This window comes from Escherichia sp. R1, assembly GCF_003000935.1.
GTDB classification, from domain to species: Bacteria; Pseudomonadota; Gammaproteobacteria; order Enterobacterales; family Enterobacteriaceae; genus Escherichia; species Escherichia coli.
The window spans coordinates 46,541-62,627 of the sequence record NZ_PSRU01000014.1; the positions used below are offsets into that span (position 1 = coordinate 46,541).

9 protein-coding genes are annotated in these 16,087 nt (G+C 49.6%); 3 read left to right on the forward strand and 6 right to left on the reverse strand.

Going from position 1 to position 16,087, the window contains the following annotated elements; translation table 11 throughout:
• Window positions 1-56: 56 nt before the first annotated feature.
• From pdxI to C4F37_RS17155, 5 genes are all read right to left on the reverse strand, one after another.
• On the reverse strand, window positions 57-917 hold the full coding sequence (gene pdxI / locus C4F37_RS17135) for a pyridoxine 4-dehydrogenase (RefSeq protein ID WP_001538727.1): 861 nt from the start codon (window positions 915-917) through the stop codon (window positions 57-59).
• A gap of 208 nt (window positions 918-1,125) precedes the next feature.
• The gene (locus C4F37_RS17140) at window positions 1,126-6,444 is read right to left on the reverse strand and encodes a BigA/YdbA N-terminal beta-barrel domain-containing protein (RefSeq protein WP_032153976.1); all 5,319 of its coding nucleotides are present in this window, start codon (window positions 6,442-6,444) and stop codon (window positions 1,126-1,128) included.
• 374 nt (window positions 6,445-6,818) lie between these two features.
• A complete protein-coding gene (locus tag C4F37_RS17145) occupies window positions 6,819-7,145 on the reverse strand; it encodes a YdbL family protein (RefSeq protein WP_001350251.1) in 327 nt (108 codons plus the stop codon).
• Between the two features lie 7 nt (window positions 7,146-7,152).
• On the reverse strand, window positions 7,153-7,338 hold the full coding sequence (locus C4F37_RS17150; RefSeq protein ID WP_000698145.1) for a YnbE family lipoprotein: 186 nt from the start codon (window positions 7,336-7,338) through the stop codon (window positions 7,153-7,155).
• Entirely contained in the window at window positions 7,335-9,974 is a 2,640-nt protein-coding gene (locus C4F37_RS17155) for a YdbH family protein (protein WP_001538724.1), read from the reverse strand. Before C4F37_RS17155 ends, C4F37_RS17150 begins: the two co-directional genes overlap by 4 nt.
• 207 nt (window positions 9,975-10,181) lie before the next feature.
• Here C4F37_RS17155 and ldhA point away from each other — a divergent pair, with 207 nt between their 5' ends.
• Both ldhA and hslJ read left to right on the forward strand, forming a co-directional pair.
• Entirely contained in the window at window positions 10,182-11,171 is a 990-nt protein-coding gene (gene ldhA / locus C4F37_RS17160; RefSeq protein ID WP_000762229.1) for a D-lactate dehydrogenase, read from the forward strand.
• 110 nt (window positions 11,172-11,281) lie between these two features.
• On the forward strand, window positions 11,282-11,704 hold the full coding sequence (hslJ, locus tag C4F37_RS17165; RefSeq protein ID WP_001538723.1) for a heat shock protein HslJ: 423 nt from the start codon (window positions 11,282-11,284) through the stop codon (window positions 11,702-11,704).
• Here the strand turns inward: hslJ and C4F37_RS17170 are convergent.
• A complete protein-coding gene (locus tag C4F37_RS17170) occupies window positions 11,701-11,967 on the reverse strand; it encodes a putative hemolysin (protein ID WP_001295715.1) in 267 nt (88 codons plus the stop codon). The two genes, hslJ and C4F37_RS17170, sit on opposite strands and share 4 nt — an antisense overlap.
• A gap of 273 nt (window positions 11,968-12,240) precedes the next feature.
• Between C4F37_RS17170 and nifJ the strand changes: the two genes are divergently transcribed.
• The gene (gene nifJ / locus C4F37_RS17175) at window positions 12,241-15,765 is read left to right on the forward strand and encodes a pyruvate:ferredoxin (flavodoxin) oxidoreductase (RefSeq protein WP_001538722.1); all 3,525 of its coding nucleotides are present in this window, start codon (window positions 12,241-12,243) and stop codon (window positions 15,763-15,765) included.
• The last annotated feature ends 322 nt before the right edge of the window (window positions 15,766-16,087 follow it).

A 16,087-nucleotide genomic window follows, 5' to 3' on the forward strand; every position in this document is an offset into this window, starting at 1 on the left:
CCATGCCATTAAAAAAGAAACAAAAGGGAAATGCATCTTTCCCTTTTGTATATTCGTTATTCTCGCGAAATACCATCCAACGTAGACAACACTTTCTCAGAAAGATGCAATTTTTCAGCAGCCATATTCTCCCGTAAATGCGCAACAGAAGATGTTCCAGGAATCAGCAAAATATTCGGTGAACGCTGTAACAGCCACGCCAGCGCCACCTGCATTGGTGTCGCATTAAGGCTCGCAGCAACATCGGAAAGCGTGGAGGATTGCAGCGGCGTAAAGCCCCCGAGCGGGAAGAACGGCACGTAGGCAATGCCATCACGAGCCAAAGCATCAATCATTGCGTCATCAGCACGGTGGGCAATGTTGTATTCGTTCTGCACGCAGACGATTTCGGCAATCTTTCGCGCCTCTGCAACCTGCGTCGGTGTGACGTTACTCAGGCCAATATGTTTTACCAGGCCTTGTTGTTGCATCTCCGCCAGCACTGTCAGGCTGGCCTCAATCGATCCTTCCGTCGGGCCATGACCATCCCCCATCATAACGCGCAGGTTAACCACATCCAGTACGTCCAGGCCGAGATTACGTAGATTATCGTGTACCGCTTTTTGCAGCTCTGCCGGAGAAAATGCGGGTAACCAGGAAGCGTCCTCTCCACGCCGCGCACCAATTTTAGTGACAATTGTCAGGTCGTCAGAGTACGGATAAAGCGCTTCGCGGATAATCTGATTGGTGACGTGCGGACCATAAAAGTCGCTGGTATCAATATGATTGACGCCCAATGCCAGCGCCTCGCGCAGCACGGTTATAGCGACGTGGCGATCTCTGGGCGGGCCAAAAACCCCAGGACCAGCCAGTTGCATCGCGCCATAACCAAGACGGTTAACGGATTTTGTACCGAGAGTAAATGTGTTGCTGCTCATCGTACCCTGCCCTGTAATAAAACGGATTAAGAAAAATCAGTATAGAAATGAATAGAGATAAATAATGCGAAGGCGTAAACAAGATTACTGGATGAGTAGCTCTAATATCCTGAAAGACACCAAAACAAAACGCGTCAAGCACCGCATCCGGCAATAAAAAAACCGCAACCTGTATCAGCGTTGCGGTTTATGTATTACATGCTAAAAATTAGAATGTTTTCTTGAAGTTTAGCATCACACCTTTATCACTGATGCCGTCTTCTTTCCAGTGGAAGGCATCTAACTGCAATGCACTCTCCTGGCTACTGTATTTCACACCCATCGTCGCCAGGCTGTTGAAACCACCGCCACTCTGACCATCGTCAATGTTGAAACGTTGGCTTCCAGCGCCCGAAATACTCGCAGTACGTTGACTTTTCACATAGCTCAGATTCGGCCCACCTTCCAGCGTGGCGTTCGCACTCCAGCCTTCTTTCCCTGCATAGTCCAGTTTCAGCCCAACGATGCTGTCCACCGCCGTTTCGCTGCCGCTGTTCATGCTCAGGTTAAAGTCACCCGCATTGCGTTCCTGATAGCCACCTTCCAGCGTATGACGCAGTTTCACACCCGCATAAGGCGTCACATTCAGACCTTCACGCAGTTCAAAGGTTTTTGCCCCTTCACTACGGAATTCCAGATACTGCTGTTTCACATTAGCATCAGCGGTTTTGTTGACGTCGCCGTAAGCTATCGAGCGACTGCTATCGAGATTATGCACATCATAACGCAGGGCGTTATTCCAGCTCATACCGTTGTCAAACGCCATCTGGTGTTTCAGACCGAAGAACTGGCTGTAACCGCCAGTCACACCATTATCGCCTACGGTATCTGAACCATTACCCTCCAGACGCGCAATACCGTATTCCAGACTCAGATTCTGATATTCAGTCAGTGTCATGGATTTACGCAGCGCCATCATGTCGTACTGTGTATTATTTCCCAGTTCAGCACGCGGGTCGCCTTTCGCTACCACGTTGAAGGCCAGACCGTTTGCAACTTCCGGTGCTGCATCGGACAGCATGCTGAAGCGGTTACTTAACACTCGTGCTTCATTAAATACCGTTGTTGCCTGGCTGCCGCTAATTTGTTTCAGCGCACTGTTCAGTTCAGCAGTCGTTCCTACGTTCAGACTAGTGTACAGGTCGTTATTGGTGTAACCCGAATCCAGTACCTGAGCGACATTATTAACTGAAGAATCCGTCACAACATCCGTATAGGCGTTTTTGGTCATCGTGACGTCTACGTTGCCGCTGGCATCAGTGCTGCCCTGAGCATTCCACATTACCGTGGAAGAAGAAATATTCTCAGCCCCGGAAATATTTTCACCTTTGAAAACATCATTAATCACAACAGTCGTATCGGCAGTACCTGCACTGAACCCGGTATTTACCTTGACGTTGTCGCTGATGACAAGGTTATTGGCTTTCAACATACCAGAGGTGCCATCGCTATTGGTACCAATAGTGTAGTTAGTCAGTTTTTGCTGTGCACTGGAGTCCGCAGGTACTGTGGGTACTGACCCCTGCGTAGGTGTGCTCGTTGCTGCAGGAACGATAATATCAGTAGTACTGTTATGATCGTTCAGCGTACCGGTGGTACCCGGTGCATAGATATCACATCCCGTATCACACAGCAGGTTAATTTCACCATTGTTAATGATCGCTTTGGTCTTTCCACCGAAGGCCCAGGAATTATCTGCGTAAACGTTAATTACACCGCTTTGTGCGTTATTAATTGTCGTATCACTGCCATTCCCCTTGATACCAATTAACCCTGTACCGTTAGTGCCGTCCGCTTGACCTTGCGCCGTACCGACATTGATGGTCCCACTATTCACCAGTTGAACCGTATAGCTGGTGGTTCCCCCGCTGATAGCGACTGCACCATCACCCTGCACATTAATAGTGCCGGCGTTGGCAAAGTTATAGCCGCGACCAAGATCAATTAACGGTGCATTTGGATTCACGCCGCTAATTACACCCGTGTCGGTATTCCAGATCCATTTTCCGTTGCTGTTAGAACCCGTACTTGCCGTTTTAATTGCACTGTAGCCGTTGACCGCAGTAATGGTGCCACGGTTAACTTGCGCGAGTGAATCGCCGGTGCGGGTTACGTTAACAATGGCATTTTCTCCACCCGAAACGGCGCTGCTGCTGTTGCTGAGTGTTGCGCCTGCTTCGTTATAAAGCAGGAAGCTGCCACTGATAAGCGACTTACCGTCAGCCATTACAGCCATCGTTCCCGTGTTAACCACATTTTGCTTATAGCTTGAGCCAGCAACCGAACCGCTGAAGTTGCCCTCATTGAAAAACGAGTTGCTACCCGTTAGCGATAACTGATCAGTGATAATGCTACCCGATGCTCGGTTATAGACATTCGCGGCTGCGCTAATGGTGTCAGAATTGAGTAAGCCGCTGTTTTCCAGCCCTTGCCCGATGGATAGCTCTCCGTTAATTGTCAGGTTGGCCTTATCCTGGTTATAAAGCCACGCTTTGGCAGCCACATTGCTATTCAGCGTTTCATTGCCGTAGTTTGCCAGCGCTTTGGTCGTCACAAACCCGCCACTTGAAGCAGTTCGCATATCCGTTTCGCCGCTGCCTGTCAGTGCTGTCAGCAGATCCAGATTCTCCGGAATAGCCCCCATGTGAGAGTCTGCACTGTCCATTGGCGAGCCGAGAAGGTTTATCTCACCATAGTTCAGAATTGTCCCTGTACCGTCGTTATAAAACGCCTGCCCCGTATCGACGTTAATATTGATCACGCCTGTTTTATCGTTGATAGCGGTGCCTCTGTTATAGACCGCCATTCCCACGAGCATATTCGCGCCCAAGCTGCCATCGTAATTTCCGTTTTTCTCCAGATTGATAATGCCCTGGTTAATAACCATGTTGCTGGCACCGTAAGCAGCCATAGCAGCACCGGCATTATAAACAGTGATTACACCGCCTTGTTGGTTAGTCGCAACACCGTTGCTTCTTGCGCCACCACCACTATTCGTTCCGGTGGCCATACCAACACCGTAATCTATAGCCGTGCTGGAAGGGAGGTCAGTACGCAGCGTCGTGGTGTCGTTTTGATCGACCCAAAGCGTATCCAGCGTGATTTTCCCGGCGTTATCCGCTGCGGAGTCATCAACTGCCAACATACCAATGTTGCCGCGCCCGTACATGTCAATAACGCCGCTTTCGCTGTTAAGAACAGTGCCTTTACCGTAGGCCTCCATTCCCATCATACTCGACACGCTATTATTGAATACCCTCGGGTCTGCAACACCGGCTGTAGAGCCCAGATTGAGAACACTGTGCTGTTCCATCACTTTTGCAGTGATCGTTCCGTTGTTCACAGCACTACCGCCACTGGAGCTTAAAAAGGCCATGTGGTCAGGTTCTGAGAACGATGTCTCCGGAGAAGAATAGTCATATTGAGAAAGCGTAATATTTCCGTTGTTAATACCGGTAGAGTTTTCGCCCCAAATGCCTGCAAAACTGATATTCCAGATATCCACATCACCATTGTTGACGACCTGTGAACCCGTATCAACCTTGATAATTTGCGGAGTTTGCGCGAAATAGTGCTCGTAAACACTAATGTCCTGCATACTGAACGTAGCGTCACTACCAATTTCAAGCGCCGCCTTATTGCTTAGCTGAAGAATGTTGGCATAGCCTAACGGCAAAGAGCCGCTGATAGTAGAATCACCGTTCAGATAAACTTTGGATTGTCCATCGACACTAACAAGAGGTGTCTTACCAAAGTAGCTGCGCTTATCGGCAATAGTTGAACCGTCTGCCAGCGCGTTTTTCTCGCCCACAAACTGAATGCCGCCATTCAAATTGACGGTGTTACCATCGCCAGACACGGTAAGCCCAGAAATATTCTCCTGGCTACCATCAAACTCCATGTATTTGCGTGAGGTTAACTCACTATCTGCAATAACGGTTAGCTTACCGTCCAGTGATACCGTGTTACTGTTGCCGCTGATATTCACACCAACGGATGGGTCGTAGAAATAATCTACCGCGTTATCTGCGGTTTGATCTTTATCCACCAGAATATTACCGGTGATATCAACGGTATTACTCTCGCCTGAGATGTTAACGCCTGTCGCTTTCTGCCCGGTGACATTGATATCTTTCGCCGCCAGCGTCACGCTGTTGTTGTCGCCGCTAAGCGCCATGCCCGTTGAAAAATCGCCCACTTTCATGCTGCCAGCCAGCGAGATAATCCCCTCATTGGTAACGAGGCTGAATCCGGTAGCCGAATTGCTGACGTCAATATCGCCCGTATTGGTCAACGTCGCACTGTCGCCATTGATGGACACACCAACCGAGTCAGTACCTGTGATGGTCATTTTGCCTTTAGTGTCGACCTTGGCATTGTTGCCTGTAATGTCGATACCGCGGCCGCCGCTGCTAACCGTGAGTTCACCTTCCTGAGTAACGGTGGCGTTATTACCTGCGATCTCGGTGCCGGTGGAATCCTTGCCGTCAACGGTGGTGTTGCCGTTATTGTTCACGGTGGCTTCGTCGCCGTTAACCTGCGTGCCGGTGCCGCCGTTGCTGATGGCATTGTCACCGTCGTTGTTCACGACCGCCTTGTCGCCGTCTATCTGAATACCGATGGAGTCAGGATCGGTGACAGTCATGCCGCCTTTGTTGTCCACCGTTGCGCTGTCGCCGGTGATATCAATACCGTGACCGCCGCCGCTCACATCCAGCTCGCCGTCCTGATTCACCACCGCGTTGTTACCCGCGATTTCAGTTCCGGTGGTGCCTTTGCCGTCGACGATGGTTTTTCCAGTGTTGTTTACTGTGGTATTGTCGCCCGTAATAACGAGCTCACCGTTGTGATTATATTGCCACTTCGTTGCACCATCTGCGCTCATCCCTTCAAGGGCAACCGTGTTATTCGTTTCATCAATCTGCCAAAGATTAATAGTCGCCTTACGCCCATTGCTATCTTGCAGAGAAATAGTCCCGTCAGCATTCTCGGTATAAGTAAAAACTGAATCGCGAATAGTTAACGTTTTTTCTGTTTTATCGAGGATAACGTCATTATTAAACGAAATCGGTTTGGGAGGCGTCGGGGTATCATCCGGACCATCGTCTGGTATTATCTCATCTCCGCCAGGAGTTGGAGGAACTGGAGTGTCGTCTGAATCATCATCAGGTGGAGTTGGTGGAAGTGGAGAATTATTGCGATGATGATCATCATCGTCGTTTAGTTCCACTATGGCTAAGGTTGTGATTAACGCAGTAGCAGCACCTGTGACAAGCCATGGCATCAGGTTCTGTTCGACTACAGAGGAGCATTCAGAGGGTAAGCGTTTAAGCTCTTCTGGACTGAGTTTTCCAGGATCTGCTGGACAAGTCACATTGGTATTTTTCTTTTCACCTGTGGTGGTTTCTATTTCTGTAATATCTGCCGCCCAACCCTGACCACTCAGAGCTAATGCAATACAGGCCGACAATAGAGTTTTCCTTTGCATAATAAATCCTTCTGGCGAATATAAAGAAGGTCGGATACCCTGACCCGACCAATTGATTATTTAAAACATAGAGGACGTCCAATATTGCCAGTAGATTGTTACCTAATCAAACATATTTTCTGACAATCTGGATTTATAATACAGAGAAATAAATAAACCTGCGAAACATACAAATTATCTATATTATATAAATTATAAATTCAAATGCGTCACATAGATATTTATTTAATAAAAAAACGGTATAAACCAATACTCGAATAAATAAAGCAGAGCCGAAACATAACTCAGCCTTATAATTAAAAGAGCAAAATGTTTCCGGAAAATAGATTAATCGCCTTCTCCTGTAGCGTTATCCCGATATTGCGGTTTTGCTATTAAAATTTTCGCATCCATTTACCGTTTATCCCTTGTACATATTCCCCGGGTTTGGCCCGTTCTACGAGCTTTTGCCCGGCGAGTTTCGCGATATCATCCACCGACACATTATTCTGCTTTGCCAGTTGTTGATAGCTCGCTTTACGTTCGGCATTGATGTCGGTTACTAATTTCTCAGTTTCAGCATCTGTTTTCAGCGCAACCAGATAACCATAAAATGTTTCCCCTACCCGCCCCTGAGTTCTGGCTTCATCCAGAGTCAATGCCATTACATTGCTGCTTACCAAGCCAACAAGAAATGCACAAAGAAGTAATGTTCTTTTCATCATCACCTCAAAAAAGATCGCTACGGGTCTCAAGCAGCTCTTCGACATCTTTGTCTGCCTTGATGATGATCTCATGCTCAATTTTAACGTTCATATTGATAGTGATCGGTTCCTTAGGTGCAGCGACTTCAATGCGAGGCGTACAGCCAACCAGCATAAAAGATGACGTCAACGCAGCCAGTAAAATTTTCATTGTTTATCCTCACACTCTTTTCCTTGCGGACAGTCATTTCCCGGCAGACGCGCGTTCTGCTCCAGCCATGCCTGGAGATTATCGCCAAAGCGTAAACTGCGCCACAGCGTAAAAATATTCTCTTCATGATGGTAATTAAGATTTACCGTACCGCTTTTACCATCAACGCGACTGGTACCTGTAATATTGGCCTGCATGGTTAATAAACCGAGATTATCTAAATTAATTTTTGTCGATGAACGGCTAATTTCCATATAGCGCAACCAGTTAATTGCTGAACCCGCGGTCATATTGTCTTTCACCACCGCATCTGCGGTGTCTTTATCCAGCCGCAAGGTCATCGGCCCGCTATTTGCCAGCCAGCCGTCTTTCACTATCCATTTTTCGTTGTTTAGCCATAACGGCAATGCACCACTAAATGCCCCGGACATGGCGAATTGTTTCGGATTGACGGCGCTAACCAGTTCGCTGGAGGAAAGATTATTCAGTCGCAACAGTGCCGGATCATGTTGCGGCATACGTAATTGTTTCATCAGCACGTTACCGCCTAACACATCGACGCTAACATCAGTCAACAGCAATGGTTCTTCTTCAGTCCACGGATAACGACCTTGCAAATCAGCCGTAATATTTTTCGCTGTCACCAGATTAATCACTTCGGCAATTCGCAACGTAACGGGACCGCGAGTCCCCAGATGCCAGGCTCCATCGGCAAAACGGAAAGGCAGGACAAAATCGACACCGTTAACCTGATTATCTGGCATCCAGGCACTACCGCCTTTCAACACGCCGTGCCCTCCCGCGCGGAATCCTTGTTCAGGCGCAGCTGAAAATGCAACCTGAGCATACAGTTCACCATCGCATAAGTTCATCTTCCAGTCGGGTGGCACCAGCGGCTGGAATACAGTCAGTGATTGTTTAGGCCACCAGGCGTTACCGCGCAGACGAATACCGTCCCAGCGACCATTTACCCGAACCGGGCCAATCTCACCAGCATGTAAATCGCCTTTAAAGAGGAAATACGTCGGATCGCGCCCATCGACGCTAAATTTTAAGGTTGATGGCGGTAACACACTGCCGCCAGTGAACAGCGTTTGCCCGGCGTCCAGTGACAGAGCGCCGCTGAAGGAGGGATGCTGTGCGTCACGTACCCAGACGACGGGCTTGTCGAGAATTAATCTCGGCTTTTCTACCGTCATCGTACCGTATTGTAACTGGTCGAAACCGGTGGAGAGATCGGTCAGCGTAATCGTGCTGTCATGCCACTCACCTTTTCCTGCGACATCCCAGGTGGCATTCATCGGTGTAAAACTCCCTTTTCCCCAGTAGCGCCACTGCCAGCGGCCAGCGTCAGGGAGAAAATCATTCGCCAGCCCATCCATATGCAGCACGAAATCGCCCAGTTCATTTTCATGCGCCTGCAAAATGGCCTGCAAACGTCCGTCAACACCACGTTGGGTGACTTTTACACCCGCTAAAGGCCAGCGGATTTCATCGATGTCCAGCGAATCAATGACTCTTCCCTTTGAACGAAGTAACGCGCCTGGCTCAAAGGTCAGCGTTGGGTCAGACAGACTTCCACTTAGCTGCGCAGGTAAACGGGCATATAAAATGAGGTCCGCCTGTTTCGCTTCACCGGTCAGCTGCAGAGGCAGCTGGCTGTTATCCATGCTTAATTTTCCTGGGCCAAAATTTAACACCGCGTTGCCTTTACCCGCTTGCCCCTGGGTCAGCACACTCAGTCGCCCGCTGACCAGAGCGTTCTCGAGCCCTGCCTGCCAGTTGTCGACTTTGACACCCAGTCGGCCACTTAAAGGAAAACCTGCATACGGCCAGCTCCAGCGACCATCGCTTACGGTCAATTGTTGACGAGTAATTTGCCACGGCAAATCGAGCAACGGATCGCCGTTATCCCGTGCCAGCACAATCAATTGCCCGCTATTTTCCTGCCAGTCCAGCTCGGCATCCACCAGTGAAGGCTCCTGCGGTAAGTTTAACGTCGCAGTAGCATGACCACTTACCGGAAGTCCATCCGGCACGAGCGGCATAGTAAATTCCCCCACCAGTTTTACCGGCGGCTGATTTTCAAACGCGGCGACATCCAGTTCGCTGACTGTAAGTTGTTGCCCTTTCAGCTGGCCTTGAAATTTAACTTTTTCGCCCTGATAACGCAGTTGCTGGATATCGGAGGTTAATGCGAGAGAGAGTTTTCCCTGCCATTCCTGCCAGGGAGAAAAAATCAGTTTATCGATATTGATCCAGGTGTTAGGCAGCATGGACTGCCACTGCGCGAGGGTTTTTGGAGCGGCTGGCGATTGCTCCGTCTGCGGCAATTTCGCCAGACAAGCAGAATCAAGTTCTACCGTGCCGACGCTCAATAACCAGCGGCTGGGATGTGAAAGGCTGGCGTTGGTGATATGCGCAAGCTGACAATCTCCCACCAGATAACGGAGATCGGGGATGATTAAACCTTTACGCGTAATGCGTGGGCTTTCATCTAATGCAATACGTGTCCCGAGCGGTAGCCAGATGCCCGCCAGCGTGGGAACCCACAGCCCGAGCGTCATCAGCAGCGTCAACGGCACAAGAATAATCAGTAATAACAGCGCGAGAACGGCTTTATATTTACCCAGCATGGGTAGTTAATATCCTGATTTAGCGAAAAATTAAGCATTCAATACGGGTATTGTGGCATGTTTAACCGTTCAGTTGAAGGTTGCGCCTACACTAAGCATAGTTGTTGATGAATTTTTCAATATCGCCATATCTTTCAATTATATTTGAAATTTTGTAAAATATTTTTAGTAGCTTAAATGTGATTCAACATCACTGGAGAAAGTCTTATGAAACTCGCCGTTTATAGCACAAAACAGTACGACAAGAAGTACCTGCAACAGGTGAACGAGTCCTTTGGCTTTGAGCTGGAATTTTTTGACTTTCTGCTGACGGAAAAAACCGCTAAAACTGCCAATGGCTGCGAAGCGGTATGTATTTTCGTAAACGATGACGGCAGCCGCCCGGTGCTGGAAGAGCTGAAAAAGCACGGCGTTAAATATATCGCCTTGCGCTGTGCTGGTTTCAATAACGTCGACCTTGACGCGGCAAAAGAACTGGGGCTCAAAGTAGTCCGTGTTCCAGCCTATGATCCAGAGGCCGTTGCTGAACACGCCATCGGTATGATGATGACGCTGAACCGCCGTATTCACCGCGCATATCAGCGTACCCGTGACGCTAACTTCTCTCTGGAAGGTCTGACCGGCTTTACTATGTATGGCAAAACGGCAGGCGTTATCGGTACCGGTAAAATCGGTGTGGCGATGCTGCGCATTCTGAAAGGTTTTGGTATGCGTCTGCTGGCGTTCGATCCGTATCCAAGTGCGGCGGCGCTGGAACTCGGTGTGGAGTATGTCGATCTGCCAACCCTGTTCTCTGAATCAGACGTTATCTCTCTGCACTGCCCGCTGACACCGGAAAACTACCATCTGTTGAACGAAGCCGCCTTCGATCAGATGAAAAATGGCGTGATGATCGTCAATACCAGTCGCGGTGCATTGATTGATTCTCAGGCGGCAATTGAAGCGCTGAAAAATCAGAAAATTGGTTCGTTGGGTATGGACGTGTATGAGAACGAACGCGATCTGTTCTTTGAAGATAAATCCAACGACGTGATCCAGGATGACGTATTCCGTCGCTTGTCTGCCTGCCACAACGTGCTGTTTACCGGGCACCAGGCATTCCTGACAGCAGAAGCTCTGACCAGTATTTCTCAGACTACGCTGCAAAACTTAAGCAATCTGGAAAAAGGCGAAACCTGCCCGAACGAACTGGTTTAATCTTCCCGCTCCCCTGCATTCCTGGGGAGCTTATTCAGATAATCCCCAAAGACCTTTCATCCTCTATTCTTAAAATAGTCCTGAATCAGAAACAGTAATTGAGAACCACAATGAAGAAAGTAGCCGCGCTTGTTGCGCTAAGCCTGCTGATGGCGGGATGTGTAAGTAGTGACAAAATTGCTGTAACGCCAGAACAGCTACAGCATCATCGCTTTGTGCTGGAAAGCGTAAACGGTAAGCCCGTGACCAGCGATAAAAATCCGCCAGAAATCAGCTTTGGTGAAAAGATGATGATTTCCGGCAGCATGTGTAACCGCTTTAACGGTGAAGGCAAACTGTCTAATGGTGAACTGACCGCCAAAGGGCTGGCAATGACCCGTATGATGTGCGCTAACCCGCAGCTTAATGAACTCGATAACACCATTAGCGAAATGCTGAAAGAAGGTGCACAAGTGGATCTGACCGCGAACCAGTTAACGCTGGCGACCGCGAAACAGACATTAACTTATAAGCTGGCGGATTTAATGAATTAATAGCTGCCACAGCTCCCGGCGGCAAGTGACTGTTCGCTACAGCGTTTGCCGTTGGGTAATGCACACATCCCAATCGCCGTACCATCCAGTTGGCGGGCAACAGAAAGCGAACCGCCGATCATTGCACAATTTGCTTCTCCACTACTGGACATCGACGCTTTTAAACCTGGCGCTACGTGCGCCGCAGTCGCCTGCTGAACAGGTTCACTACTACACGCCGACAACAATAAAGCGGCACACCCTACCCAAAACGCTGCTCGCATCTTTTCTTCCTCTGATCTTCAAGCCAAACAACACCGCCATAAATAATAGGCAGCACAGAGGGCGGCGTCGAGAGCTGTCCTGCGCGTTGCCCCGCATTTTTACTTTTTTATGGCTATTTTTTTGCCCTCTGTTTGATCAAAACATTCATTACGCTGATGTGGGGGACACAAAAGCGAAAATGCAGAAGAAAGCCATTTGCTAAAATTGAACGATTACTACTGGGCGCGCAGCAATTTCGTGCGCCCCTCATTTGCGCAATGTAAGGGTGTCATATGATTACTATTGACGGTAATGGCGCGGTTGCTTCGGTGGCGTTTCGCACCAGTGAAGTTATCGCCATCTACCCTATTACCCCCAGTTCCACGATGGCAGAACAGGCTGATGCATGGGCCGGAAACGGCTTGAAAAACGTTTGGGGAGACACACCACGCGTGGTTGAAATGCAGTCGGAAGCGGGTGCTATCGCTACCGTGCATGGTGCTTTGCAAACTGGTGCCCTCTCAACATCGTTTACGTCATCGCAGGGTTTGCTGCTGATGATCCCAACGCTGTACAAACTGGCAGGCGAACTCACACCGTTTGTCCTGCATGTTGCGGCACGTACCGTTGCCACACATGCACTCTCTATTTTTGGCGATCATTCCGACGTTATGGCGGTGCGCCAGACGGGTTGCGCGATGTTGTGTGCAGCAAACGTCCAGGAGGCGCAAGACTTTGCACTCATTTCGCACATCGCGACGCTGAAAAGCCGCGTGCCATTTATTCATTTCTTTGATGGTTTCCGCACATCCCACGAAATCAATAAAATTGTCCCGCTGGCCGATGACACGATTCTTGAACTGATGCCGCAGGCAGAAATTGATGCTCATCGCGCCCGGGCACTCAACCCGGAACATCCGGTGATCCGCGGTACGTCCGCCAATCCTGACACTTATTTCCAGTCTCGCGAAGCCACCAACCCATGGTACAACGCGGTCTATGACCATGTTGAACAGGCGATGAATGATTTCGCTGCCGCGACAGGTCGTCAGTATCAGCCGTTTGAGTATTACGGGCATCCGCAAGCGGAACGGGTGATTATCCTGATGGGCTCTGCCATTGGCACCAGTGAAGAAGTGGTTGATGAATTGCTGACCCGTGGCGAAAAAGTCGGCGTGCTGAAAGTTCGCCTGTACCGCCCCTTCTCCGCCAAACACTTGCTGCAAGCTCTGCCGGGATCCGTGCGCAACGTGGCGGTACTGGACAGAACCAAAGAGCCAGGTGCGCAAGCGGAACCCCTGTACCTGGATGTGATGACCGCACTGGCAGAAGCCTTTAATAATGGCGAGCGCGAAACCCTGCCCCGTGTCATTGGTGGGCGCTATGGTCTTTCATCCAAAGAATTTGGCCCGGACTGTGTACTGGCGGTATTTGCCGAGCTCAACGCGGCTAAACCGAAAGCGCGCTTTACGGTTGGTATTTACGATGATGTAACCAATCTGTCACTGCCGTTGCCGGAAAACACCCTACCAAACTCGGCGAAACTGGAAGCCTTGTTTTATGGCCTTGGTAGTGATGGCAGCGTTTCCGCGACCAAAAACAATATCAAGATTATCGGTAATTCCACGCCGTGGTACGCACAGGGCTATTTTGTTTACGATTCCAAAAAGGCGGGCGGCCTGACGGTTTCTCACCTTCGCGTGAGCGAACAGCCGATTCGTTCCGCTTATCTCATTTCCCAGGCTGATTTTGTTGGCTGCCACCAGTTGCAGTTTATCGATAAATATCAGATGGCTGAGCGTTTAAAACCTGGCGGCATTTTCCTGCTCAACACGCCGTACAGCGCAGCTGAAGTGTGGTCGCGCTTGCCGCAGGAAGTTCAGGCCGTGCTAAACCAGAAAAAAGCGCGCTTCTATGTGATTAACGCGGCGAAAATCGCCCGCGAATGTGGCCTGGCGGCCCGTATTAATACCGTCATGCAGATGGCTTTTTTCCATCTGACGCAGATTCTGCCTGGCGATAGTGCCCTCGCAGAATTGCAGGGTGCGATTGCCAAAAGTTACAGTAGCAAAGGCCAGGATCTGGTGGAACGCAACTGGCAGGCTCTGGCGCTGGCGCGTGAATCCGTAGAAGAAGTTCCACTGCAGCCAGTTAATCCGCATAGCGCCAATCGACCGCCAGTGGTTTCCGATGCCGCTCCTGATTTCGTGAAAACCGTAACCGCTGCGATGCTCGCCGGGCTTGGCGACGCCCTCCCCGTTTCGGCGCTGCCGCCAGACGGCACCTGGCCGATGGGCACCACGCGCTGGGAAAAACGCAATATCGCCGAAGAGATCCCCATCTGGAAAGAGGAACTCTGTACCCAATGTAACCACTGTGTCGCCGCTTGCCCACACTCAGCTATTCGCGCAAAAGTGGTACCGCCTGAAGCGATGGAAAACGCCCCTGCCAGCCTGCATTCGCTGGATGTGAAATCGCGTGATATGCGCGGGCAGAAATATGTCTTGCAGGTGGCTCCGGAAGATTGCACCGGTTGTAACCTGTGCGTCGAAGTTTGCCCGGCGAAAGACCGTCAGAATCCAGAGATTAAAGCCATCAATATGATGTCGCGCTTGGAACATGTCGAAGAAGAGAAAATCAATTACGATTTCTTCCTCAACCTGCCAGAAATCGACCGTAGCAAACTGGAACGTATTGATATTCGTACATCGCAGCTGATTACACCGCTGTTTGAATATTCCGGTGCTTGCTCCGGTTGTGGCGAGACGCCGTATATTAAATTGCTGACTCAGCTCTATGGCGACCGGATGTTGATCGCTAATGCCACTGGCTGTTCTTCAATATACGGCGGTAACCTGCCTTCAACACCATATACCACCGATGCCAATGGTCGTGGACCGGCATGGGCGAACTCGCTGTTTGAAGATAACGCCGAATTTGGCCTTGGTTTCCGCCTGACGGTCGATCAACACCGTGTCCGCGTGCTGCGTCTGCTCGATCAATTTGCCGATAAAATCCCGGCAGAATTACTGACTGCGTTGAAATCAGACGCCACGCCAGAGGTTCGTCGTGAACAGGTTGCAGCTTTACGCCAGCAACTCAACGATGTTGCCGAAGCACATGAACTGCTGCGTGACGCAGATGCACTGGTGGAAAAATCAATCTGGCTGATTGGTGGCGATGGCTGGGCTTACGATATCGGCTTTGGCGGTCTGGATCATGTATTGAGTTTGACGGAAAACGTCAACATTCTGGTGCTGGATACGCAATGCTATTCCAACACCGGTGGTCAGGCATCGAAAGCGACACCGCTGGGTGCAGTAACTAAGTTTGGCGAGCATGGTAAACGTAAAGCGCGTAAAGATCTTGGCGTCAGTATGATGATGTACGGTCATGTTTATGTGGCGCAGATTTCTCTCGGCGCGCAGCTGAACCAGACGGTGAAAGCGATTCAGGAAGCGGAAGCGTATCCGGGGCCATCGCTGATCATCGCTTATAGCCCATGTGAAGAGCATGGTTACGATCTGGCACTCAGCCACGATCAGATGCGCCAACTCACTGCTACCGGCTTCTGGCCGTTATATCGCTTCGATCCTCGTCGTGCCGATGAAGGCAAACTGCCGCTGGCGCTGGATTCACGCCCGCCGTCAGAAGCACTGGAAGAAACGTTACTTCACGAGCAGCGTTTCCGTCGTCTGAATTCGCAGCAGCCAGAAGTGGCAGAACAGTTATGGAAAGATGCTGCAGCTGATTTGCAAAAGCACTATGACTTCCTGGCACAAATGGCCGGAAAAGCGGAAAAAAGCAACACCGATTAAATGCTCTGGATAAGGATCATCCAATTCTAAAAAAAAGCCCGGACGACTGTTCGGGCTTGTCTTCTTTTGTGTTGGAAAATCAGTAGCAATGCAATGGCCCAACAGAAAATAAAATCTGTGACAATAAAGGCATATAACCCGCGCAGAATAACGTATAGAAAATTAAAAGTATAATTTTTATTTTGTATGTGTTATCTCCAATACATTCACCAGACTTATTATCATTTCAGAAGAATTATTTAATTAAGGTTTTACTTAAGGCGTAACAAATGATATTTATCGGCTAACTGAACTTCTCCTTTAGGATGTTTTCACTCCCCAA